The organism is Desulfomicrobium macestii, from assembly GCF_014873765.1.
Lineage (GTDB): Bacteria > Desulfobacterota > Desulfovibrionia > Desulfovibrionales > Desulfomicrobiaceae > Desulfomicrobium > Desulfomicrobium macestii.
Genome location: NZ_JADBGG010000031.1, coordinates 24,020 through 47,066, shown reverse-complemented (window position 1 = coordinate 47,066; position 23,047 = coordinate 24,020). Strand labels below are relative to the sequence as shown.

Annotated in this window: 20 protein-coding genes and 2 tRNA genes; 11 read left to right on the top strand and 11 right to left on the bottom strand. The window is 60.8% G+C overall.

Annotation, left to right across the window (positions count from 1 at the left end; translation table 11 throughout):
- Nucleotide 1: 1 nt before the first annotated feature.
- From H4684_RS16525 to H4684_RS16505, 5 genes are all read right to left on the bottom strand, one after another.
- The gene (locus H4684_RS16525; protein ID WP_092191409.1) at nt 2-601 is read right to left on the bottom strand and encodes a cytochrome c oxidase subunit 3 family protein; all 600 of its coding nucleotides are present in this window, start codon (nt 599-601) and stop codon (nt 2-4) included.
- The gene (gene ctaD, locus H4684_RS16520; RefSeq protein WP_092191407.1) at nt 594-2,213 is read right to left on the bottom strand and encodes a cytochrome c oxidase subunit I; all 1,620 of its coding nucleotides are present in this window, start codon (nt 2,211-2,213) and stop codon (nt 594-596) included. Before ctaD ends, H4684_RS16525 begins: the two co-directional genes overlap by 8 nt.
- A gap of 23 nt (nt 2,214-2,236) precedes the next feature.
- Entirely contained in the window at nt 2,237-3,304 is a 1,068-nt protein-coding gene (locus H4684_RS16515) for an SCO family protein (RefSeq protein ID WP_092191405.1), read from the bottom strand.
- A 142-nt stretch (nt 3,305-3,446) separates the two neighbouring features.
- The gene (locus H4684_RS16510) at nt 3,447-3,749 is read right to left on the bottom strand and encodes a c-type cytochrome (protein ID WP_192624595.1); all 303 of its coding nucleotides are present in this window, start codon (nt 3,747-3,749) and stop codon (nt 3,447-3,449) included.
- Nucleotides 3,750-3,774: 25 nt separating this feature from the next.
- Entirely contained in the window at nt 3,775-4,107 is a 333-nt protein-coding gene (locus H4684_RS16505; protein WP_143077863.1) for a hypothetical protein, read from the bottom strand.
- Between the two features lie 332 nt (nt 4,108-4,439).
- On the opposite strand from H4684_RS16505, the gene H4684_RS16500 reads away from it, so the two are divergent.
- Nucleotides 4,440-5,876 (top strand): sigma-54-dependent transcriptional regulator, encoded by a 1,437-nt coding sequence (locus H4684_RS16500; protein WP_192624594.1) that lies wholly within the window; start codon nt 4,440-4,442, stop codon nt 5,874-5,876.
- Between the two features lie 122 nt (nt 5,877-5,998).
- A complete protein-coding gene (locus tag H4684_RS16495; protein ID WP_092191397.1) occupies nt 5,999-7,009 on the top strand; it encodes a hypothetical protein in 1,011 nt (336 codons plus the stop codon).
- Between the two features lie 181 nt (nt 7,010-7,190).
- Here H4684_RS16495 and murA read toward each other — a convergent pair whose 3' ends face one another.
- The 4 genes from murA to H4684_RS16475 all read right to left on the bottom strand — a co-directional run bounded on the left by murA (nt 7,191) and on the right by H4684_RS16475 (nt 9,321).
- Nucleotides 7,191-8,441 carry a UDP-N-acetylglucosamine 1-carboxyvinyltransferase gene (gene murA / locus H4684_RS16490; protein ID WP_192624593.1) on the bottom strand — a complete coding sequence of 417 codons (1,251 nt, stop codon included), beginning with the start codon at nt 8,439-8,441 and terminating at the stop codon, nt 7,191-7,193.
- A gap of 33 nt (nt 8,442-8,474) precedes the next feature.
- Nucleotides 8,475-9,059 carry a VOC family protein gene (locus tag H4684_RS16485; protein ID WP_092191393.1) on the bottom strand — a complete coding sequence of 195 codons (585 nt, stop codon included), beginning with the start codon at nt 9,057-9,059 and terminating at the stop codon, nt 8,475-8,477.
- A gap of 59 nt (nt 9,060-9,118) precedes the next feature.
- Nucleotides 9,119-9,194 (bottom strand) — tRNA-His (locus tag H4684_RS16480).
- 51 nt (nt 9,195-9,245) lie between these two features.
- Nucleotides 9,246-9,321, bottom strand: a tRNA-His gene (locus H4684_RS16475).
- A gap of 135 nt (nt 9,322-9,456) precedes the next feature.
- On the opposite strand from H4684_RS16475, the gene htpG reads away from it, so the two are divergent.
- Nucleotides 9,457-11,349, top strand: coding sequence for a molecular chaperone HtpG (gene htpG, locus H4684_RS16470; protein WP_092191391.1), 1,893 nt, complete (start codon nt 9,457-9,459; stop codon nt 11,347-11,349).
- Nucleotides 11,350-11,399: 50 nt separating this feature from the next.
- Here htpG and H4684_RS16465 read toward each other — a convergent pair whose 3' ends face one another.
- Together H4684_RS16465 and H4684_RS16460 are read right to left on the bottom strand one after the other, a co-directional pair.
- The gene (locus tag H4684_RS16465; RefSeq protein WP_192624592.1) at nt 11,400-11,579 is read right to left on the bottom strand and encodes a hypothetical protein; all 180 of its coding nucleotides are present in this window, start codon (nt 11,577-11,579) and stop codon (nt 11,400-11,402) included.
- Nucleotides 11,580-11,720: 141 nt separating this feature from the next.
- Complete coding sequence (locus H4684_RS16460) at nt 11,721-13,490, bottom strand: ABC transporter ATP-binding protein (RefSeq protein WP_192624591.1); 1,770 nt, start codon at nt 13,488-13,490, stop codon at nt 11,721-11,723.
- A gap of 241 nt (nt 13,491-13,731) precedes the next feature.
- Here H4684_RS16460 and H4684_RS16455 point away from each other — a divergent pair, with 241 nt between their 5' ends.
- The 8 genes from H4684_RS16455 (at nt 13,732) to H4684_RS16420 (ending at nt 22,984) form a co-directional block, all read left to right on the top strand.
- Complete coding sequence (locus H4684_RS16455; RefSeq protein ID WP_192624590.1) at nt 13,732-15,687, top strand: TonB-dependent receptor plug domain-containing protein; 1,956 nt, start codon at nt 13,732-13,734, stop codon at nt 15,685-15,687.
- Nucleotides 15,687-17,021 (top strand): ATP-binding cassette domain-containing protein, encoded by a 1,335-nt coding sequence (locus tag H4684_RS16450; protein ID WP_192624589.1) that lies wholly within the window; start codon nt 15,687-15,689, stop codon nt 17,019-17,021. Before H4684_RS16455 ends, H4684_RS16450 begins: the two co-directional genes overlap by 1 nt.
- Nucleotides 17,015-17,695, top strand: a complete 681-nt coding sequence (locus H4684_RS16445) for a hypothetical protein (RefSeq protein WP_192624588.1) — start codon at nt 17,015-17,017, stop codon at nt 17,693-17,695. Before H4684_RS16450 ends, H4684_RS16445 begins: the two co-directional genes overlap by 7 nt.
- Nucleotides 17,688-18,257, top strand: a complete 570-nt coding sequence (locus tag H4684_RS16440; RefSeq protein WP_192624587.1) for an ECF transporter S component — start codon at nt 17,688-17,690, stop codon at nt 18,255-18,257. Before H4684_RS16445 ends, H4684_RS16440 begins: the two co-directional genes overlap by 8 nt.
- On the top strand, nt 18,254-18,985 hold the full coding sequence (locus H4684_RS16435; RefSeq protein WP_192624586.1) for a hypothetical protein: 732 nt from the start codon (nt 18,254-18,256) through the stop codon (nt 18,983-18,985). The genes H4684_RS16440 and H4684_RS16435 overlap by 4 nt, the downstream gene beginning before the upstream one ends.
- A 210-nt stretch (nt 18,986-19,195) precedes the next feature.
- On the top strand, nt 19,196-21,313 hold the full coding sequence (locus H4684_RS16430) for a PP2C family protein-serine/threonine phosphatase (RefSeq protein WP_192624585.1): 2,118 nt from the start codon (nt 19,196-19,198) through the stop codon (nt 21,311-21,313).
- A gap of 100 nt (nt 21,314-21,413) precedes the next feature.
- Complete coding sequence (locus H4684_RS16425; RefSeq protein ID WP_318779652.1) at nt 21,414-21,611, top strand: PDDEXK nuclease domain-containing protein; 198 nt, start codon at nt 21,414-21,416, stop codon at nt 21,609-21,611.
- 170 nt (nt 21,612-21,781) lie between these two features.
- Nucleotides 21,782-22,984, top strand: a complete 1,203-nt coding sequence (locus H4684_RS16420) for an OmpP1/FadL family transporter (protein ID WP_192624584.1) — start codon at nt 21,782-21,784, stop codon at nt 22,982-22,984.
- Nucleotides 22,985-23,047 lie beyond the last annotated feature (63 nt).

The following is a 23,047-nucleotide window of genomic DNA, read 5'->3' as shown; positions in this document are numbered from 1 at the left end:
GTCAGCTGATCAGGTAAAAAAGTGGAAAAAGGAAAATCCAGACCAGGTCGACCAGATGCCAGTACAGGCCGCCGTTCTCAAGCAGCCCGAAATTGTCGGCCGTGACCCTGCCCTGCCATATGCGCAGCATACAGAAGCCGAGGATAGCGGCACCGATGACCACATGCAGGCCATGGGCTCCGGTCATGAGGTAGTAAAGGCCGAAGAAGATGTTCGCCCCGCCGGAACCGGCCGCCATCTCCGGCGAGCCGGGATAGATGCCATGTCCGATCTTGGCCGACCATTCGAAGAACTTGTTGACCATGAAGACCCCGGCCAGGGCGATGGTCGCGCTCAGGAGCCACAGGCAGAGCGCCTTCCTGCCCTGCTGCAGGGCGGAAATGGCCAGAGCCACGGTCAGGCTGGAGGTGATGAGCACGACCGTGTTGAGGGTGCCGAACACGCGGCTCAGTTGCAGCCCGCCTTCATGAAACTCCACCGGATAACGGTGCAGGTAGACCGAATAGAGCAGAAAGAAGCCGCCGAAGAGCAGGATCTCGGTGAACAGGAACAGCCACATCCCGAACTTGTCGCCGGCGTAATCCTTGTGTGCCTCACTCATCGCGATTCACCCCCTCGTAGGAATAGGGGCCGCGCGGCACGTCCGGCGGATCAAGGAAGGTCAGGTGCGGCGGCGGGCTCGGCAGGGTCCATTCCAGGGTCGCCGCCCCCCAGGGATTGTTGCCCACGGTGCGCGGCCCGTAAAAACACTTGGAAAGACTGTAAAACAGGACGATGAGCCCCGCGACAAGCACCCAGGATCCGATGGTCGAGACCATCTGTCCGGTCTGGTACATGGGCAGATAGTCGTAATAACGACGCGGCATGCCCTGCAGGCCGATCACGAACATTGGAAAATAGAGCATGTTGAATCCGCCGATGAGCAGGTACCAGCTCACGTTGGCCATGCGGCGATCGTACATGCGCCCGAAGAACTTCGGAAACCAGAAGAGCATGGCCGCGAAGAGCCCGAATCCCGTGCCTCCGAAGATGACATAATGAAAATGGGCAACCACGAAATAGGTATCGTGGACATGGATGTCCGTGCCCGCCGAACCAAGCACCAGCCCGGTCAATCCTCCGGCCGAGAAGAGGAAGATGAAGCCGAGCGCGAACATGAGCGGCGGCTCCAGATAGATGGAGCCCTTGTACAGGGTGGCCACCCAGTTGAAGACCTTGATGGCCGAGGGGATGGCCACCACGAAGGTCAGGAAGGAAAAGACCATGACCGCTGTGTCGCTCATGCCGCTGGTGAACATGTGATGCGCCCAGACCAGCGAACCGGCGAAGGCGATGGCCAGACTCGATATGGCGATGGCCTTGTACCCGAAGATGGACTTGCGCGCGAAGGCGGGAATGATCTCGGAGACCACGCCCATGGCCGGAACGATCATGATGTACACGGCCGGATGCGAATAGATCCAGAACAGATGCTGATACAGGAGCGGGTCCCCGCCCTTGGAGGGATCGAAGAGCCCGATGCCGAGCCACCTCTCGATGAAGACCAGGGCCACGGTGATGCCCAGCACCGGCGTGGCCAGCAGCTGAATCCAGGCCGTGGCGTAGAGCGACCAGGTGAAAAGCGGGAGCTTGCCCCAACTCATCTGGGGAGCGCGCAGACGGTGGATGGTGGTGATGAAGTTGAGCCCGGTCAGGATGGACGAAAAGCCGAGAATGAAGACCGCGACCACGGCCAGGGAGACGTTGGTCGTGGTCCGCTCGCTGAAGGGCACGTAAAAGGTCCAGCCCGTGTCCGGAGGGCCGCCGCCGGTGAAGAGGCTGGTCACGGCCAGACAGGCTCCGGTCAGGTACAGCCACCACGAAAAGATGTTCAGGCGCGGAAAGGACACGTCCTCGGCCCCGATCTGCAAAGGGAGCAGAATGTTGCCGAAAGCGGCCGGAATGCCGGGGATGACGAAGAGAAAGATCATGACCACGCCGTGCAGGGTGAACATGGCGTTGTAGGTCTGGGCGTCCATGATGTCCCGCCCCGGCGCGATGAGTTCCAGGCGCATGAGCACGCCAAGCACCACTCCGACCGCGAACATGGTCAGTATGCACCACAGATAGAGCATGCCTATGCGCTTGTGATCCGTGGAGAAGATCCAGGACAGGATGCCGCTTCGGCCCGGATAGGGGTCCAGAAAGGGCACGGTTTCACCGGGAGAATGCATGCGTGAAAACCTCTTTTACGTGCTTAATTTCGGGGAGTGCGCTTCTTGCGGCCTGCAAGCATGAGCGAGACGAGCAATACGACCAGGATCAAAAGGATGCCCGTGCCTGTTATCTTCATGAAATTGAACGCGTAGCGCTTGCCTTCGGGGTCATAGGAAAAGCAGTAGGCCAGCACGCGCTTGACGGACAGGCCGATCTGCTCCCTGCCCGCCTCGGTGGCGGCCATGGTCAGATCGAAGGCCAGGGGCTTCGTGCCGTAGAGATAGCGCACGATCTTGCCCTTGGGCGAGACGGCCATGATGACCACCGGATGCAGAAAATCCTTGCCCTCGCGCCTGAAGCCGAACCCCAGGGAATCCATGAGCATGCGGATGTCGGTCTCTTTGCCGGTCAGAAACCGCCAGCCGTTTTCCGGATACTTGAAGTCCATGGCCGCCATGTAGTTGCGCTTCTGGCGGGTGGCCAGTTCCGGCGTGTCCGTGTCGTCGAAGCTGACGCTGACCACCTGAAAATCGACGCCGGGCTCAAGCTTCACGTCCGGCAGTACCGCCGTCAGGGAACTCTGGATGATGGCGCAGACATTGGGGCAGGAAAAATAGATGGGCACGACGATGGTCGGCTTGTCCACGATCTCGCCCATGGTCACGGCCTTGCCGTCTTCGTCGAAGAATCGGGTCTCGGCGGCAATGAATTCTCCGAGCTTCTCCGTCACGCCGATCGAGGCTTCGGCCACGGGTGCGGGATGGACGTGCTCGGGTTCGGGTGCGGACGCGGGAGTAACGTTCCCGACCGGAGGGGCCATGGTCCCGTGCCCGGAATGATCGGCAGGCATTGCCTCGGGCTGCGCGTGGCCCGAATGCGTGGACTGCGCGGGACCATCGTCCGTGGCGGGGTCCTGGGCCAAAGGCTCCATTGGCATGGGCGCGGCATCACCGTGACCGGCATGCAGCGCCTCTTGGGCCTGCTCCGTCGTGGAGCGGTCATGGGCTGTGACTGCGGCCGCTGCATCATGCGCCTGGTGCAGGGCGCTCTGCGAAATCGCCTGCGTCGGCCAGACCAACAAAAGAAAAAGAAGAAGAGCTGATCGCATCCGGGCCTCATGAGAGAGCCCTCCCAGACAGGAAGGGCTCGTTGGTTTCTGGGTTCAGGATTGCTTGAATGCTCGCCGTAAAAAGGCACCGGCCACCGTTTCGCGAGAAAAGGACTTAAGGCCGGTTGATCCGGTCCAACCCTTAAAAAGTGCCGATATGTGTGGCCAGCACCTCGATATCCTCATCGGTGAGGGATTTGACCACGCGTTCCATCATGCCTTTCTTCTTTCCACCATAGGTCTGCTCTTTGTAGCCGATCAGGGCCGCCTTCACTTCCTCGGCCGGCAACCCCTTGAGGGCGCGACTCATGGCCGCATTAGACCCATCGGCCCCATGACAGCTCTTGCACATCTTCGCATAGCGTTCGGCACCCAAATCACCGGAAGCCACGGCCACCGAAGCGAAAAGATGACCGGCCAAAAGACATCCCAATACGTATTTCATAGCATCCTCCAGGTTTTCAAAAGTTTCAGTTCGAAGAACAGAGCGTTGACCGCTTCCGTTCATCGGCCAGGAAAAGAGCGACCTTGTCGGTCTCGACGTCGTTCAGCAGATCGCTCTTGTATTCAACCATGCGCAGCACCGTTTCCTTCCACCATTCTGGATCGTTCACGGTGACTTCGCAATTTTTCTCCATACCATGACAGCCCAGACAGCGCTGGGTGATCAAAGTCTGGTCATCGGCGGCCTGAACAAGGCAAACAGCAAAGAGCACCGCCGCTACGCAAAAAAAAGCCGCAAGCATCCTGTATGGTCTGCGTTCCTTGCCTGCCGGGATCACTCTCCTCGCATCACTATCCACATGGCGCTCCTGCGTGGGGTTTGTGTTGAAAAAACATGCGTTCCACCTGCAACCTTCCAATGTCGTTTCGCATGTTGACATAAAAAAGCCCCGACAACAATCCGCCCTGACCTTTTCGCTTCCAGTAAATTCCAGCCGGAATGCACGTCAGGCGGCACCTGCATGGACAATTCCTCCGGGAGCGAAATTATTTTTTAATCCCTAAACATGGAAAAGGCCAGCCCGCTCGTTGTTTTCATGTTCACGGGCATGAAGATTCATGGCGCACAAGAATCTTGCTTTTCCAGACATATTCCGACAAAAGCGGATTGAACTTTTGTCTGGAGCTGCAAATGGCCAACATTCTCATAATCGACGACGATCAGGATTTTTCCCGTTCCTTTCAGCGGATCATTGAACGCATTGGCCATCCTTGCCAGATCGCTCACACCATCAAGGATGCTTTCGACCGGCTGCAACGCATGGACTGCGATCTCATCTTTCTCGACGTCAATTTGCCCGACGGCAACGGGCTTGCACACATCAAGCAGTTTCAGTCCTTTTCTTCCCTGCCCGAGGTTGTCATCCTGACCGGCGACGGCGATTCCGACGGCGCGACCCTGGCCATCGCCAACGGAGCCTGGGATTACGTGGGCAAACCCATCTCCCTGAACAACATCATGCTCATCCTGCAGCGCACCATTGCCTACCGGGCCTCCAAGGAGCAGAACCGTGGGCCGCGCAAGGTCAAGCGCAGCGCCATCATCGGCGAAAGCCCGGCCATCATGAACTGCCTTGAAGTCATGGGCAAGGCGGCGGGAAGCAAGGCCAACGTCATCATCACCGGCGAAACGGGCACGGGCAAGGAACTTTTCGCCAGAGGCATCCACGAAAACGGGGCAACGCCGGGCAAGCTGGTGGTCATCGACTGCACGAACCTGTCCACACATCTGGCTGAAAGCACCCTTTTCGGCCACACCAAGGGGTCCTTCACCAGCGCTCACGAGGCCCGGGACGGCCTCTTCAAACTGGCCAATAACGGTACGGTTTTTCTGGACGAGATCGGCGAACTGAGCCTTGAGCTGCAAAAATCCCTGCTGCGCGTACTGCAGGAACACAAATTTCGTCCCATCGGATCAGAGAAGGAAGTCAGCAGCAATTTCCGGGTCATCGCAGCCACCAACCGCAACCTGCGGCTCATGGTCGAGCAGGGGCTTTTCCGCAGCGATCTCTACTACCGCCTGAATGGCCACCAGATCGAAATCCCACCGCTGCGCTCCCGCAGGGAAGACATCCTCCTGCTGGCCGAATACTACACGGAAAAAAACTGCCGCGAAAGCGGCATCACACCCAAGACGCTCACGCCGGAATTTCTCAACGCCCTGCATGCCTATCACTGGCCGGGCAATGTACGCGAATTCGTCAACACCATGGCCGTGGCCATCGACAACTGCCAGGACGAGCCATCCCTTTACAGCCACCACCTGCCGGTGGACGTGCGCATCAGCATCGCCAGGAACTCCTTTCGCCACAATCCGGACAAGGAGCAGCCCACCCTGCTCGAACCCGGCCGCATCCACGGCGCCATACCCCTGCCCTTTTCACCGGGCGACGAACTGCCGCCACTGCGCGAAGTGCGAGAAATTGTGGTCGGCCAGCTCGAAAACACCTACATGCGCCAGCTGCTCGAACTCTGCGCCAATGATGTGCCGACGGCCTGCGAGTGCTCCGGCCTGTCCCGGGCCCGACTGTACGAACTGCTCAAGAAGCATTCCATACGTTTGAAATGACTGCAGCCTGACACCGCCAAAACGGCTCAAGAAGTGCGTTTGCCCCCGACGTAAGCATTTCCGGCTTGACGCGACGCACACCTTGGATACACAAACACCCATCATCCAACAGGGAGTTTGTCATGATCCGCTTCTCTCGCTATTCTCTGCTGACCTTTCTTTTCCTGGCCGCGTCCTTCCTCTCGGCAGAGGTCTGGATGCAGGCCGTCCGCCATACATCGTTCTGCACCACCTCCGCTTGCGACGTCGTCGGAGAATATGTCCGCTTCGGCGAAGGCAACCTCATCAAGATGGGAGCGGCCTTTTTCTGGTTTCTGTGGGGGCTGGTCTTCTTTGGCGGCCGCTACGACAAGAAATGGATCTGGGGTCTGGCCAGTCTGCTGCTCTTCGGAGCCCTGGCCTTTGACGGAGCCATCCTTGGCTTTCAGTTCATGGGCCTCAAAGAAAAATGCCTGCTCTGCGTCATCGTGGGCGTGACCCTTTTTGTGGGACTCTGTCTTTTTGCGTGGGTGCGCAGGTCGCTCCTGACGGTCTTTCTGGGCGTGGCCGTGTGGTGCGGCGGCTTCACCGCCAACGCGGTGCTGGACCTGAACGTCGTTCCACCCGCCATCGTGGACACGGCCTTCAGCACCTGGGAGACGGCTCCGGACAACGCGCCGCAGCACGTCCTCTTTTTCAGCCTGCACTGCGACCACTGCTCGAAAATCCTGGCCAACCTGTCCATCAACGCCCACACCCTGCCCGGCAAATGGCATCTGGCCAGCACCGACAACAAGGAAGACGACCTGTACCGTCTGGCCACTGTGCAAAACGCCGACGCAAGCAAGGAAAACCTGTTCCTTGAAGTGTTGCGCGTGGAAAGCCTGGACACCATCGACCCAGTGCCGGTGTCCGAAGACCTGCGCCAGACGGTGCGCACGGCCCGGGCCTATTTCAAGATGAAGGGCTACACGGGCATCCCGGTCCTGGTGGTCATGGAGCGGCCGGGTTGGGAGATGGTCCTGCGCGGGGAAGGAAACATCACCGAGTACCTGCGTGTGCGAGGTTTTCTGAAGCGCGAATTGCAGTTCCCGAACCATGCGCCCAGGCCCGCAGAAAACGCGACGGCCGGGAAAATCCCCGGGCAGGAGTGAAGGCAAGGAAATGATGGCGGGCCGTACAGGCCCCGCTTCAGTCACGAGAATTCATACGCTGCGGACCGCCTGTACCTCTCTCCCGACAGGCAGGGCTCCGGCAACAGCCCCAAAAAAAACCTCGCTGAGACTTTCAGCGAGGTTTTTTCATTCCGGCCTTCGGCGGCCTTGCGGCCACACCCTATTCCTTTTCGCGCCTGATCCTGGCGCCGACGGAAGCCAGCTTCACTTCCATCTGTTCGTAGCCCCGGTCGAGGTGATAGATGCGGCGCACGTCGGTGCGTCCCGTTGCCGCCAGGCCGGCCAGGACCAGGCAGGCGCTGGCGCGCAGGTCCGAGGCCATGACCGTGGCGCCTTTCAGTGAATCCACCCCGCGCACCATGGCGCTCTGTCCCGAGAGGGTGATGTGCGCGCCAAGGCGGGCCAGCTCCTGCACGTGCATGAAGCGGTTCTCGAAGATGCCTTCGGTGATCACGCCCGCGCCACGGCTGACGCACATGAGCGCCATGATCTGAGCCTGCATGTCCGTGGGGAAGCCGGGATAGGGCCTGGTCGAAAGATCGACGCAATTCAGGGGGCCGTCGACGCTGGCCGTCAGCAGATCGCGGTCGCCCTCGATGATCATGCCCATTTCGCGCAATTTCGAGATGACGGCGTCAAGCGCATCCACCGGGCAGTCCCGCAGGGTCAGGTCGCCCTTTGTCATCCCGGCGGCCACCAGATAGGTGCCGGCCTCGATGCGATCGGGCATGACGGGATAGGAGCAGCCGTGCAGGGATTCGACGCCTTCGATATGCACGACGCTGGTGCCGTGGCCGGTGATGCGCGCCCCGCAGGTGTTCAAAAATTCCGCCAGATCCTGGATTTCCGGCTCGCGGGCCGCGTTCTCGAGCACGGTCTCGCCTTCAGCCAGCACAGCGGCCATGATCAGGTGCTCGGTGCCGCCCACGGTAGGGAAATCAAGGTGGATATGGGCCCCCTTGAGGCGGTCGCAGGTGCCGACGATGTCGCCGCTCTCGAGTTCAAAGACGGCACCCATCTGCTCCAACCCCTTGAGGTGCAGATCCACGGGCCGCGCACCGATGGCGCAGCCGCCGGGCATGGCCACCCGCGCCCGGCCGAGCCTCGCCAGAAGCGGCCCCAGGCACAGCACGGAGGCGCGCATGGTGCGCACCAGGTCATAGGGCGCCTCGGGCTTCAAATCGCACGAATGCAGCAGCACGTCGCCGTCATTGAATTCGGCGCGGCAGCCGAGCAGTTCGAGCAGTTTCAGCGTGGTGGCGATGTCGCGCAGATTCGGGACATTGGTGAGACGCACCTCGCCTTCGACCAGAATCGAAGCGAGCAGAATGGGCAGGGCCGCGTTCTTAGAACCACTGATGCGGACCTCGCCCTTGAGCGGGACGCCACCTTCTATGACAAGCTTATCCATATTTTCCTCAAATACCCCGGTATGTCCCGGGATTTATGTTTTCTTGGTGAATGCGGCGCGCACGGCTTCAGCCTCGCCGGGATAGATACCGCGATCCGAATCCGAAGGAACGGCGTCGCGCCATCTTTCCGGACGCGGCTTACTGCCTTCCAGTGCGGCCGGAGTCGGATGGGAGTCGATCATGATCGGATGGGAGTGAACGTCGTATTCGGGCACGGCATAACTGAATTCAATGGGGATGTTGTTGGGATCAAAGGAGTACAGGGAAATAATGAACCCGTGATCGATGAATTCCGAAGCCCAGAAATCATTGGCTTCCAGCAGGTCCTTGAGACGCCCCAGCTCTTCAAGGCTCTCCACTCCAAAGGACAGGTGGTCGAAAGCCGCGGGCCCGCGCACCGGGGCGCCATGATCTTTTTCGGCAATGGGCTCCACTTTGGGCCATTCGAAAAAGGCGATCATGTCCTTGTCTGTGATTTCGAAAAAATAATGCCTGTACCCGGGATGCCCAAGCCCAACGACAAGACGCATGCCGAGCAGATCCCGCCAGAAGTGTACCGTTCGGTCCATGTCCGCCGTGACCATGGCCAGGTGGTTGATGCCCGTGAATGCAGCCATGCGACCTCCCCAAAAAAAAAGCAGAACCAGTTCTTATCCGGTTCTGCTTGGGTGTCAAATGGGGTGAGTGACGCGGCTTGAACGCGCGACATCCTGGGCCACAACCAGGTGCTCTGCCTACTGAGCTACACCCACCACAAAAAGCGAGAAAAAAAAGGGACAGACGAACTGTCCCGTATTGTCTAATGGGGTGAGTGACGCGGCTTGAACGCGCGACATCCTGGGCCACAACCAGGTGCTCTGCCTACTGAGCTACACCCACCATCCGACAGGGGAAACTCTCTACCCAAGCCCCCTGACCCGGTCAAGTAAAAATCTTGTTTCTTCGCAACCCTTGACAATGAGAGCAGGCCTTTTATTTGGTGCAAACAAAATTTCCAAACCAGAAGGAGCATTTATGTCTCAGGCACAACAGTTCGAGTTTAAGACAGAAATCAAGCAATTACTCGATATCATTACTCATTCCATCTACACAAGCCGGGAAATATTTCTGCGAGAGCTGGTCTCCAACGCCTCGGATGCCCTCGACAAGCTGCGCTTCGAGCAGGCCCGCTCGGCCGAGATCGCAAACCCCGATCTTGAACTGCAGATCTCCATCACCGCGGACGAGGAAAACCACACCCTCACCATCGCGGACACCGGCGTCGGCATGACCATGGATGAACTGGTCCGCAATATCGGCACCATCGCCCATTCCGGGTCCGCCGAATTCATCCGCCAGGCCATGGCCGACCAGGCCAACTCCTCCAATATCATCGGCCGCTTCGGCGTGGGCTTCTATTCGGTCTTCATGGTCGCCGACAAGGTCACCATCCGCACCCGTTCCTTCGACCCGGCTGCCAAGGCCGTGGAATGGTCCTCCGACGGGCTCGGCACCTACACCGTAGCCGAACTGGAAGAGGATCTGCCGCGCGGCACGACCCTGACCCTTCAGCTCAAGGAAGACGGCAAGGAGTTCGCGGAAAAGAACCGCATCACGTCCATCATCAAGAAGCACTCCAATTTCATATCCTTCCCCATCCTGGTCCAGGGCGAGAAGGCCAACACCGTGCAGGCACTGTGGCGCGAAAACAAGTTCTCCATCACCCCCGAACAGTACACGGAGTTCTACAAGTTCCTGACCTACGACCAGGAGGAACCCCTGGACACCCTGCACATGAGCGTGGACGCCCCGGTGCAGTTCTCGGCCCTGGCCTTCGTGCCCCCGCGCAGCCAGGACACCTTCGGCTTCGATCGCGAGAACTACGGACTGGACCTTTACGTGCGCCGCGTGCTGATCCAGAGCAAGAACAAGGACCTCATCCCGGAATATCTCGGCTTCATGCGCGGCGTGGTCGACACCGAGGACCTGCCGCTGAACATCTCGCGCGAGACCCTGCAGGAAAACCTGCTCATCCGCAAAATCGCCACCACCCTGACCAAGCAGATCCTTTCGCACCTGAAAAAACTCGGGCAGGACAAGGACCGCTACGTCAAGTTCTGGAACGAGCACGCCAAACGCTTCAAGCTCGGATATGCAGACTTCGCCAACCAGGAGGCCTTCGGCGAACTGCTCCGCTTCAACTCCTCGCGCCATGAGGACAAGGACGGGCTCATTTCCCTGGAAGAATACATCGAGGCGGCCAAGGAAGGTCAGAAGGAAATCTACTACATCTCCGGCCCCAGCCGCGAAGCCATCGAACAGAATCCGCACCTGGAGATCTTCCGCGCCAAGGGCCTGGAAGTACTCTACCTGTACGAGCCCGTGGACGAGTTCGTCATGGACAGCCTGCGCAAATTCAAGGAGTTCGAGCTCAAGGCGACCGAAAACGCCGACATCACGAATATCGAAAAATACGCCGACAGCGCCGAGAAAAAGGACAAGCCCGAGGAACTCTCCAAAGAGGAATCCCAGGACATGGACCGCTTCCTCAAACGCGTGCAGGAAATCCTGGGCGACCGCATCACCGAGGCCCGCATCTCCAAGCGCCTGAGCCAGAGCCCTTCCTGCCTGGTCAGTCCGGACGGCTCCACATCCCAGATGCACAAGATCATGCAGCTGGTGACCAAGGACACCTCCATTCCCAAGAAGGTCTTCGAGATCAACCAGGATCACAAACTGGTGCGCAACCTGCTCTCGGTCTTCGCCAAGGACGAGAAGGACGAATTCGTGGCCACCGTGATCGAACAGCTCTACGAATCCGCCCTGCTCATGGACGGCTACCTGGCCGACCCGCACAAGATGGTCAACCGTCTGAACAAACTGATGGAAGACTCCAGCGCCTGGTACAAGGAGCGCGAAGAGAAATAAGGGGAAGAAGATGCCTCCGGCGGGCAGGGGACGCGTCCCCTGCACCCCATTCATTGTTTTTTATCAGCTCGGCATTTTTGAATCGATTCGTTTGAGATTGAAAAATCCCCGGGAAACAAAAGTTTCCCGGGGATTTTTATTATCTCATGCACCAAGGAGCCTTGCTGGTCGGTTTGTGTTGCGCCGACTGTCTGACTGAGCCAGGCATCGTTGGCTTGTCCGTCGTCCACCGCACATCCCGACACATCCGTCCTGCACGCGACGGCCAAGCCTTACGAGGCCCGCGAAGGAGTTTCGGCGCAGCGCAAACCGCCCAGCAAGGCTCCGCCGCCCAGCACCGTATTCCCATCTTCTCCCATCTTCCAAGCCCCCTATTCTCCGCTCTGCACCTGCCACAACCCCGCATAAACGCCGCCCGCCGCCACCAGTTCCCCGTGCGTTCCACGCTCGACGATGATGCCGTCCACGACCACGACGATCTCGTCGCAGTGCCGCACCGTGGACAAACGGTGCGCGATGGCCAGGGTGATGCGTTCGGCGCGCAGGTTTTTGAGATTGTTCTGAATGACCTCCTCCGTGCGCGTGTCCACGCTGGAGGTGGCTTCGTCCAGGATCAGAAACTCCGGATCGCGCAGGATGGCCCGCGCCAGGGAGATGCGCTGCCGCTGTCCGCCGGAAAGTTTCATGCCCCGGTCCCCGACCATGGTTTCGTATCCTTGCGGCAATGCGGCGATGAATTCACCGGCTCCGGCCATGTCCGCCGCCCGCACAACATCGTCATCCGAGGCCAGCGGCGACCCGAGACGGATATTCTCGGACACCGTGCCGTGAAACAGATAGGCCTCCTGCGAAACATAGCCGATGCGCCCCCGCCATGAGTCCAGAGTCACGGAAGACAGCTCGCGACCGTTGGCCAGAATTTGCCCATCCAAAGGATCGTAGTAGCGCAGCATGAGCTTGGCGAGGGAGCTCTTGCCCGCCCCGGTGGGACCGACCACGCCCAGCACCCGGCCGCGCTCAAGACACAGATTTATTCCGCACAGAACCTTCTCGCGCTCCGGATAGGCAAAGCAGACATCGCGGACCTCGACCCGGCGAAGTTCCCCGTCAAGAGGGTAGGCCTTGGCCTGATCGCGCACCGTGGGCGTCGTATCGAAAATTTCGTTGATGCGCAGGGCCGAAGCTTCGGACTGCTGGATCTGATTGATGAGCATGCCGAAGACGAAAAGGGGCAGAATGAGGCGCATGGCCAGGAGCACGAAAGTCGTGAAATCGCCCACGCTGGGGCCGATGCCCGCGAATGTCATCCACCCGCCTCCGCCGATCAGGAGCGCGTATCCAATCCCCGCCACCCCGTAGAGCAGGGGCACGAATCGCGCCCGCTCGCGGGCGGCGCGGATGGCAGCGTCGCGATATTCCTCGGATCGAAGACGGATGCGGCCGGTCTGGTGGTCCTGCGCGGAATATGCCTGGATGACGTTCATGCCCTGGAGGTTGTTTTCCAGGATGGCGTTGATGTCGCCGACGGCCTTTCTCGCCTTGCGGTACTGCGGGGCGACGCGGGTGGCGAAGAAGCGCACGGCCCAGATGGCGATGGGCATGGGCGCAAGGAGCAGCAGCGCAAGGTGGTAGTCCATCCAGAAGAGGATGCCGTAGATTCCGGTGAAGGTTATAAGCAGACGCACGATGCTCGTGGACGTGTCGGAGAAGAAGCGCTCCAGATTGTCCACATCCCCGGCCAGCACGGCCATGATGTCGCCGGTCTGGCGGGATTCGAAGTAGGACACGTCCAGCTTCTGCACATGGGTGTAGAGATCCACGCGCAGGTCGTGGCGAATCCGCTGCGCCGCCGAGTCCAGGGTGTAGTCGCTGACGCTCTGAAACACGGCCAGCCCGGCAAAAGTACCCAGCACCAGAAGGCCTGCCCAAGCAAAATCGGCGCCAGCCAGGACCTGCCCTTCACGCAGAGCCCCGGCCACGGTATCCACCACGCGCCCGACCACGATCATGGGCAGAAGGTCGAAAAATCGTGCCCCCGCATTGGCGGCAAGCCCGAGGCCTATGCGCCGCGCATGCGGGCGGGCAAAACGCACCAGCCGCCACAGAGAACGACCCAAAGCACTGTTGTCTTTATCTTTCATGCGAAATCCTTATTTGCTTGCAGCATTAAACACGAGTGTGCCTCCCATACGTCGTCACGAATTCCCTGTCCAACAATCCAGAGTCGCCTTGCATGGCGAGGCATGGGCCAACAAACTTATTATGCCTCATCTGACATATTCGACATTATTGACTAAAATTTTTTCAAACTATACCAAATCAGACATAATTACATGCTGTTGATGCCAACCTACCACCAACCCTTTACTTCCGAGGATTACCATGCCCCGATTCCAACTGGCCCTCCTGCTGTTCCTCGCCCTGGTCGCAGCCCAACCCGCCCTTGCCCAAGAGCCTGAATATGCTCTGGGCGAAATTGTCGTGACTTCCGACAAACCGGGCGTGGACGACGTGACCAACATCACCGAGGTCACGGCCAAGGACATTGAAACCCGTGGCGCGACGACCCTGAACGAGGCCATCCAGATGCTCCCCGGCGTGTACATCCGCACGGCCGCCGATGGAACTCCGCGCATCGACATCAGAGGCTTCCGAACCAGGCACATCAAGCTTCTGATCAACGGCGTGCCCTTCCAGTCCACCTATGACGGCCAGTTCGATCCTGCATCCATCCCTGCCGAGAACATTTCCCGCATCATCCTGACCAAGGGCGCGAGTTCGGTGTTGTACGGTTCCGGCGGCACGGCAGCCGTCATCAACATCATCACCAAGGGCGGCAACCAGGGCATGCACGGCTCCGTGGGCCTTCGTGCCGGGCAGGAAGATTCCTACCTAGGCAAGGCATCCCTCTCCGGCGGCAACGAAAAGGGATTTTTCTTCGGCAGCGTGAGCCGGCTCAATTCCAACGGCTACCTGATTTCCGACGATTTCGACAAAAACGAGGCCCAGGACTCCGACCGCCGCGAGAACAGCGACCGTGAGCGCAACAGCTTCTTCTTCAACGGCGCCTACAACATCGACGCAAGCACCCAGCTTGGCGCCGTCTTCTCGTACACCGGCGGAAGCTACGGGAAGCCGCCGTCCGTCATCACCGACAGCACCGACCCCTTTGGCAAGACGGCCAAGTACGAGCGCCTGGAAGACTACAGCGACCTGGCTGCCCAGTTCAACCTGCGCCACGAGTTCGATTTTCCGCTGACCATCGCCACGGCCGTCTATGCGAACCAGCGCAACGAACTGACCAAGGGCTACGACGACGATTCTTACAGCACGACCGACCTGAGCGGCTCTTCCAAGAGCGACTCCACCAGCACCATCGCCGGCACGAACATGCGTGCCAGCTACGACTTCGACGCATACGGCGTCCTGACCGCGGCCCTGAGCGGCGAGAACCAGAGCTGGGAAGAAACCGGGTTCACCAAGAAGAAGAAAGGCGAGACCATCATCGATACGGATAAGGACCTGCAGGAATACTCTGCGGCCATGGAATACACCATCACTCCCATCGAACAGGTGACCCTGGTGGCCGGCGGCGGCTACGTGGCCCAGACCGGCCCCGAGTCCGAAACCGCGACGGACTGGACCTACCTCCTCGGCGCCAGCTACCGGCCCTTCGAAGGCACGACCATCTCCGCCAACCACGCCCGCAAGGTGCGCTTCGCCTCCATCCGCAACCTCTTCGACGCCACCTCCGGCAACCCGGACCTGGAACCGGAGGTGGCCCGCCACTTCGAGATCGGCCTGGACCAGGAACTGCCCTTCAAGACCGTGTTCACCGGCTCCGTGTACCGTACGTATGCCGAGAACCTCATCGAGAAGGACGACACGACCGATATCTACGAGAACTATGAGGAATACCTCCTCGAAGGCTTCGAAGTGGGTCTGGAAAACAGGTTCTTCGACTCCTTCTGGGCCCGGGCGAGCTACGGCTACCTGCATTCCGAAGACAAGTCCGACAACTCCGAACGCGACGAACTGCAGTACCGTCCGCGCGACACCGTGGCCCTGGAGGCCCAGTACACCTGCCCCTTCGGCACCGCTCTGTATGCCGGAGTCCGGTACGTGGCCAACCAGTACACCTACAACGACGACGCGACCGAGAAGAAACGCATGGACGACTTCACGGTGGTCGATCTGAAGATCAGCCAGTCCTTCCTGGACAAGGCATTGAGCGTCTATGCAGGGGTGAACAACCTCTTCGACGAGGACTACGAGGAGAGCTACGGCTTCCCCCGTCCCGGACGGACCCTCTACTGCGGCATCGACTACGCCTTCTGATGGCGCTCACGCTGGAAAATGTCGGCGCGGCCGGCCTGACCGGCCCGCTCTACTCCGGGGTCGACCTTGAGGTCGGCCCCGGGGAATGCGTCTGCATCACCGGCCCCACGGGATGCGGAAAATCAACCTTGCTGCGGACCATGGCCGGCCTGCACGAGCCGGGACCTGGCCGGGTCCTGCTAGACGGCCAGCCAGTTTCCCAGGCCCTTCCGGGGCGCATTGGGCTCATCCTTCAGAACCCCGACACACAGCTTCTTTGCGCCGATGTAGGGTCCGAACTGGCCTTTGGGCTGGAGAACCTGCGCGTGCCGCCCGAGAAGATTACCTCGCGCATGCTCGGGGCCATGTCCCGCGTGGGACTCGACCACGACACCCTGCCCCTGGACCGCCCGGTGGGGACCCTGTCCGTCGGTCAAAAATACAAACTCCTCCTGGCGGCCATGCTGACCATGGAGCCCCATATCCTGCTGCTGGACGAGCCCTGCGCCCAGCTCGACCAGGGCGGCATCGACGCCCTGAACTCTATCCTCGAAAATTTCCTGGCCGCAGGCGGGAGCGTGGTTCTGTGTGAACACGACCCCGCTCCATTGCGCGCCATCGGCCGCATCCTGGGCATCGCGAACAGGACTCTGCGGCCCGCCGTCGTCCCTCCCCCCGTTGACCTGCCCGCCCCTCCCTCCGTACCCGGAAAAACCGCCGTGGTGACCATGGAGAACGCACGACTTGAACTGGGTGACAAACGCATCTGGGAACGGCTCGATTTCACGCTGCACCAAGGCGAAATCGCCATCATCAAGGGTGGTAACGGCTCGGGCAAGACCTCGCTGCTGCGCTGCCTGACGGGCTTTGAGTCCCTGAGCGACGGCAGCGCCTCCGTCTTCGGCCTGACGCCGACTCCGAAAGGACTGCGCGGCAGGGTCGGACTGCTGATCCAGAACCCCGCCCGCCAACTCACGGCGGACACGGTCCTGGACGAGGTCTCCTTTCCCCTGACGTACCGCGGCCTGCCCAAGGCGCGTTGCCGTGAACTGGCCATGGACATCCTTGAAAAACTGGATCTGGTCGCACTGGCCGAGCGCCCGCCATTCCTGCTCAGCCACGGCGAGCAACATCTCGTGGCCCTGGCCTCGGTCCTGGCCGTGGAGCCGGAACTGCTCCTGCTGGACGACCCCTTCGTGGGTCTGGACCCGGCCTCGACCACCCGCGTCTGGAGCATATTGCACCAGGCGTGCCTTGACGGCACGTCCGTCATCTGCACCCTGCACCGCAGTCCCGCCGTGCATGGGGCGCACAGCGTCCACGAACTTCGGGCCATGGGGCTCATCCCATGCTGAACGGGTCATCCCGACACACCACGCGAGTCAGCCAGACCCGGCTGATCCTTCGCATCACTGCGGCGATGGCACTCGCCATGGGCGCCCTGTTCTGGCACGGCCCCTGGAGCCTGACGGCCCTGACCCTGGGCACGGCGGCCCTGGCCGTAGCCACGGGAGCCCATCGCCATCCCTGGAGACGCCTCGTCCTTGTCTTCATCTGGCAGGTCGTGCTGGTCATGGCCCTCTATTTGCTTCGATACGGCGTGCAGAGCCTGCCGGACGGGGCCCTGGTCGCCTGTCGGCTCGTACTGCTCGTCTTGCCGGGAGTGCTGCTCATGAAGACCACGCATCACGGGGAGATGGCCAGACTCCTGCTCCGCTTTCTGCCCGCCAAGGTAGGTTTCGTGCTCTCCACCTGTGTATTCTTCTTCCCAACGCTGTGGGGCGTCTCGGTGCAGACATATGAAAGTCAGGTGTTGCGCGGGGCCCGCATCCTGCCTCGCGAGCTCGTCAACCCCGCCAACTGGGGCACGCTGGTGCGCGTCATCTGCCTGCCCGCCATCGTCTCCAGCCTGGTCCTTGCCAAGGACGTGGCCCTGGCCGCCCACTGCCGCTGGTACGGCCTGCACCCGGACCGCACCGTGTGGCCCGGCCCCAATCCATCAAATACAACCGGAGAGCCCCGTGCGTAACCACATGTTCGGCTTCACCCTGCAGGAATCCCTTTTCCTGGGTTTCTGCTCCCTGCTGATTCTGTCCACCAAGCTCATGTTGCGCCTGCACCTCAAGGTGCCTGGCCACTCCATGTTTTTTCTGATCCTTTTTCTGATGCTCGCCGCCCTGTGCGTGCGCAAGCGCTGGAGCGCCACCCTGGCCGCGGGCATGGCCGGGCTGCTGGGCATGTTCACGGGCAGCGGCAAGCTCGGCCCCCTGGGCATCGTCAGCTACATGCTGCCCGCCCTGGTCATCGATTTCTGCGTGCCGTTCCTGGAAAGCCATCGCAAGAACCTCGCCTTCTTCGCCGTCGCGGGCCTGCTGGCGGCCGCGGCCCGCGCCCCGATCTCACTCTTTTCGGAGTGGATGGTCGGCATGGACGTGCAGGTGCTGTTCATGAGCACCGCCATCAAGACCGGCGGCGGAATGATTTTTGGAGCACTGGGCGCGCTGCCCGTTCCGGCCCTTTTGACCAAACTTGAAGCCCGTGGACTTCTTTCCGCAAATCCCAAACCCGAAAATTCAGGAGCGAACCCATGAAACTCATGATCTGCATGGACGACACCGACAATCTGGAAAGCAAGGGCACAGGGTGGCTGGTCGAGGCCGCGTGTCGCGAGATGACCGCCATGGGCTGGGGCTCATATTCCATGATCTCCCGCCATCAGCTCTTCGTGCACCCGGACATCCCCTACACCTCGCACAACAGCTCCATGGTCTTTACGGCCAAGACCGACGTCGCGCCGGAAAAATACGCAGAATTCCTGAGCGCCTACCTTGAAACGCACAGCGCGCCAGGCTCAGATCCGGGACTGTGCATCGTCCCCGAACCCGAGGCTGCAACCTGCAAGGCCCTGATCTCATTCGGTCTGCGTGCCAAGAAGGAGGTACTGACCAAAAGCCAGGCGTATACCCTGGCCGAAAAGCTCGGCATACACCTGTCCGAGCACGGCGGCACCGGCGGCGGCATCATCGGTGCCCTGGCCGGAATCGGCCTGCGCTTGCAGGGCAACGACGGTCGCTTCCGGGGCTGGTATCATCTGGGGCAAGCCGGCTCGGTCATGACGGCGGGAGAACTCAGGAGCTACGAGTCCATCGAGGACATCCGCACCCCGGACAACGCGCCCATCGAGGACGCAAGACGCATTCGCATCTCGGACCAGCTCAAGACCATCTGCATGAACGGCAGATCGACGCTTCTTGTCCATCCGGCGGACAGCGACGGAATTCACGCGGTCCTGGCCAAGGAAGAGCTCAAGCGTTTCTAAAAAGCCCTTCCTCCCGCGCCAGGCCGTGATCTGCATGACAAACGCCGTACCGGACAACCGGGACGGCGTTTTCACTTTCCAGACGCTACGTCCGGCCTGCTGCGTCATCATGACGGCAGTCTCGTCGCCGCGTCCGGGGCACTTCCCCCCTGACCGGGGTTGGTATACACTGACCAACACCCCAGCGCATCGCCTTTCCGTGGAGGACCCATGGGCATTCGAAACAAACTGCTCGTACTGCTGCTCTTCATTTCCCTCGCGCCGTTGCTCGTGGTCGGCTTCCAATTCCGGGACAACCTGGCCGCCCTCGGCGACGGACTCGTGGACCGGAGTTTCAACGCCCTCATGAACACCGCCCGAACGACCCTGAAACGGATCGTCGAGGACCATGCCCGCATCCTGCGGCGTGAACAGCAGCTCCTGGAATCCAACGCGCAGTTTCTCGCCTCCAGGATCGAAGGCATCCTGTACGGACACGAGCACGCCGCGACCGAACCCCGCTTTCTGCCGTCAGCGGCGCAGGTCTTCACCGCCCGGGACGACTATTATTTTCTGCACAGAAGCGGACGGCAGAATCTGGAGGTCGACTTTGATTCCATGGAGATCGAAAACGATCGGCGGAGCATCCCCGATCCCTCGGCCTCATCCCTGCACGACCTGCTCCTTCCCGTCCTGAAAAATCTGAAGTTCAGGTACAGCGATCTCGTCCTCTGGATCGACATCGAGCTTTCCGACGCGACACGGATCACCTACCCGAAATCCACCTCGCGCATGTTCCTTCGCGAACCGCTATACCGCGACGCCGACACGCAACACGTCCGGGAGCTTGCGTGGTCGGACCCACAGATCGACCCGCGCACCCGTCTGCTCGTCTTCAACATCACCTCCGCCATCAAGGACGAAACCGGTACGGTCCAGGGCCACGTGACCCTTGCCGTTCCGGTGAGCGCACTTCTCCACAAGAACCCGCATCTTGGCATCTTTTCGGACAACGCGGCCACGTTTCTGGCCAGCCCGGAAACCGCCCCCGGCTCGCTGGAAAGGCAGCTGCGGATCGTCGCCCGGGAGCAGTCCCAGGAAACCCAGCGCGGTCATTGGGGCCGGCCGGGCACGGACACATGGCTCCTTTCCGACGATGTACAGTCCTACGCCGCCATGCTGCAGGACCTGACGGCGACGACCTCGGGTATCGCCGACATGCGTTCCAAGGGAGAGGACACGCTGTGGGCCTATGCACCCATCGAACCAGGCGGAGCGGCCCTCATGGTTCTCGTGCCCAAGGCCGATGTCGTCAGGGAAACCCTGACCGCACGGGAGTTCATCCTCGCCCAAATCCGCAGCCACATCCGGAGCATGGGCGTCATCGTCCTGATCGTGGGCGGGGTTGTCTGCGCCGTGGCCTTCATCCTGTCCAAGCTCTTCACGCGCAACATCTCCATGCTCGCCACCGCTGTGGCCAGGATCGCCCGTGGCGACTTCGCGGCGCGAGCCGACGTGCGGGGCAAGGACGAAATAGGACAGCTCGGAAAGGCCTTCAACCGCATGGTCCCTGAACTCGAAGACCGGATTCACATCAAGAACGCCCTGGAAGTGGCGCAGCAGATCCAGCAGAACCTCCTGCCAACGGAAAGTCCACGGTTCGGCGGGCACGACATCGCCGCCGTCAGCGAGTACTGCCACGAGACCGGAGGCGATTACTACGGCTTCATCCCCAGACAAGGCGCGGATGGGAAGAGTCTCGTCATCGCCGTCGGCGATGTCAGCGGACACGGCATCCCGGCCGCCCTGATGATGGCTTCGGCCAGGGCCTACATCCGGAGCCAGGCAGCCTGCGGCAAGGGTCTGGACGATATCGTCGGGCGCGTGAACGAGCTTGTGGCCGAGGACACGGACCGCACGGGGCGGTTCATGACCCTGTTCCTGCTGGAACTGACTGAAAGCGGGGCCATCCGCTGGGTCCGGGCGGGGCACGATCCGGCCCTGGTCTATTCCCCGGTCGAAGACAGATTCGAGGAGCTCCGTGGGGAAGGCCTGCCCCTCGGCGTCATCAGGCAAACCGACTTCGAGCTGCACGAGCGCCCCGGCCTGCCCGAGGGCCGGATCATCTTCATCGGCACGGACGGCATCTGGGAGACGATGTCAGCGGACGGGGAGATGTTCGGCAAGCAGCGCCTCAAGGACACCATCCGCACCCACCATGATCTCCCGGCCGCCGGGATCATCCGGGAGATCATCGACGCCGTGAACGCCTTTCGGGGAACGGAGAAAAAGGCCGACGACATGACCCTTGCCGTGATCCGTTTTTCTAGTCCTACGATGCACACATAAAACTCGCACCACTTGTGCGAGAAATCGGGGGGAGCCAACACCTTGTCATTATGAGAACGACGAGAAATCCCTTCCCGGCCAGCACAATTTCGAACAGGCGCTGACGCCGGCGCTCCGCAACCAGGCCAAGCTGGCCGTAAGAGACGGCTACACCTTCGATTTTCTGGAACTCGATGAAAAGCACAGCGAACGGGAACTGGAAAAACGGCTCATCGCCCGTATCGAAGACTTTCTGCGCTCCATGGGCGGCATGTTCAATATCACGACAATTCCCTTGCGGCAGACACTCAACGACTGAACTCACCGCTACTGTTGAGTTTCCTCCCGTCATTGCCGCGATCCATGAGCCGCAACTGAGCGATCACTTTACCCTTTCTCCTTGAGATGACAGAAAAAAATCCGTATGCGCCGGAGCTTGTCGCGCGCCCGGGCGGGTGCGCATGAACCTGTGCTGAACGAGGAGGAGCGATGGGGAGAATTGTTGCCGCTGTCATGTTGGCGCTGTTGCTGACGGGACAGCAGGTGTCGGCGGCCGGCTTTGCCGTTTACGAATGGAGCGCACGGGGCAATGCCCTCGGCGGCACGACCATGGCCAGAAAGGCCGATGCCTCGGTGGTGGCGTCCAACCCCGCCGCCATGACCGGGCTGAACGGCACGCAGGTCATGACCGGATTGGTGGCCGTGGCCCCCATGGCCACCGTGTCCATTGACGGACGGCAGAGCGCCGACGGCAAGGACAATGTCTGGCTGTTGCCCCATGCCTATGCAGTGCACCAGCTCGGCGAGCGCTACTGGCTGGGGATCGGCGTCTACAACCGCTTCGGGCTCGGCACGGAATTCGACGAGGACTGGGCCGGAAGCAGCAGCGTCTATTATGCGGGCATCAAGAGCGTTTCCGTTACGCCGGTGCTCGGCATGAAGCTTACGGACACCTGGTCCATCGGCCTTGGCGTCGAGGCCAATTATTTCGATTTCGAGCAGAAGAAGACAGTGGCCGGAGCCTACGACCTGAAGGTCCGGGGCGACGACGTCGGACTGGGTGTCAGCGTTTCCACCCTGTATGCACCGACGGACTGGCTGTCCTTCGGGCTCATGTACCGCAGCGCCATCGACGTGCATCCGCGCGGCGAGGCCGAAAGCAACGTGCCCGGAACCTTGGGCGACAAGCTCAACGGTGACGCCGACGGCGAAATCACCCTGCCGGACTCCTGGTCCCTCGGCATGTGCCTGACCCCCGTCGACAGGCTGAGCATCGAAGTGGACGTGACCCGCACTGGCTGGTCCTCATACGAGGAACTGGACATCCGTATCAATGGCGTCAACCCCTCCGGCCCCGTCTTCAAGGACTGGAAAGACACCTGGAGACTGGCGATCGGGGCCGAATACGCCCTGACTCCGGCCTGGGATCTGCGAGCCGGCTACGTCTACGACGAAACGCCCGTCCGCACCGAACGCGCCGACTACATGGTCCCGGCCAACGACCGTCAGCTCTTCTCCGCCGGCCTTGGCTGGCACGGAGACGCCTGGAGCGTGGATCTTGGCTATACCTATCTGCTGATCATCGACCGCAAGGGCGCGGAAATCCATGTCAGCGGCGGGAACGTCGAAACCGCCGACTTCGAGGACGGCGACGCCCATCTGGTCGGCATGAGCGTGGCCTACCGCTTCTGACCTTCCGAGTCCGGCTTCGCAACACAAAGGACCGCCGCGATAATCACGCGGCGGTCCTTTTTA

Excerpts from the sequence above, each read along its gene's own strand:
- H4684_RS16525 (WP_092191409.1), bottom strand. The coding sequence starts at position 601 with ATGAGTGAGGCACACAAGGATTACGCCGGCGACAAGTTCGGGATGTGG.
- ctaD (WP_092191407.1), bottom strand. The coding sequence starts at position 2,213 with ATGCATTCTCCCGGTGAAACCGTGCCCTTTCTGGACCCCTATCCGGGC.
- H4684_RS16515 (WP_092191405.1), bottom strand. The coding sequence starts at position 3,304 with ATGCGATCAGCTCTTCTTCTTTTTCTTTTGTTGGTCTGGCCGACGCAG.
- H4684_RS16510 (WP_192624595.1), bottom strand. The coding sequence starts at position 3,749 with ATGAAATACGTATTGGGATGTCTTTTGGCCGGTCATCTTTTCGCTTCG.
- H4684_RS16500 (WP_192624594.1), top strand. The coding sequence starts at position 4,440 with ATGGCCAACATTCTCATAATCGACGACGATCAGGATTTTTCCCGTTCC.
- H4684_RS16495 (WP_092191397.1), top strand. The coding sequence starts at position 5,999 with ATGATCCGCTTCTCTCGCTATTCTCTGCTGACCTTTCTTTTCCTGGCC.
- murA (WP_192624593.1), bottom strand. The coding sequence starts at position 8,441 with ATGGATAAGCTTGTCATAGAAGGTGGCGTCCCGCTCAAGGGCGAGGTC.
- H4684_RS16485 (WP_092191393.1), bottom strand. The coding sequence starts at position 9,059 with ATGGCTGCATTCACGGGCATCAACCACCTGGCCATGGTCACGGCGGAC.
- htpG (WP_092191391.1), top strand. The coding sequence starts at position 9,457 with ATGTCTCAGGCACAACAGTTCGAGTTTAAGACAGAAATCAAGCAATTA.
- H4684_RS16460 (WP_192624591.1), bottom strand. The coding sequence starts at position 13,490 with ATGAAAGATAAAGACAACAGTGCTTTGGGTCGTTCTCTGTGGCGGCTG.
- H4684_RS16455 (WP_192624590.1), top strand. The coding sequence starts at position 13,732 with ATGCCCCGATTCCAACTGGCCCTCCTGCTGTTCCTCGCCCTGGTCGCA.
- H4684_RS16450 (WP_192624589.1), top strand. The coding sequence starts at position 15,687 with ATGGCGCTCACGCTGGAAAATGTCGGCGCGGCCGGCCTGACCGGCCCG.
- H4684_RS16445 (WP_192624588.1), top strand. The coding sequence starts at position 17,015 with ATGCTGAACGGGTCATCCCGACACACCACGCGAGTCAGCCAGACCCGG.
- H4684_RS16435 (WP_192624586.1), top strand. The coding sequence starts at position 18,254 with ATGAAACTCATGATCTGCATGGACGACACCGACAATCTGGAAAGCAAG.
- H4684_RS16430 (WP_192624585.1), top strand. The coding sequence starts at position 19,196 with ATGGGCATTCGAAACAAACTGCTCGTACTGCTGCTCTTCATTTCCCTC.
- H4684_RS16420 (WP_192624584.1), top strand. The coding sequence starts at position 21,782 with ATGGGGAGAATTGTTGCCGCTGTCATGTTGGCGCTGTTGCTGACGGGA.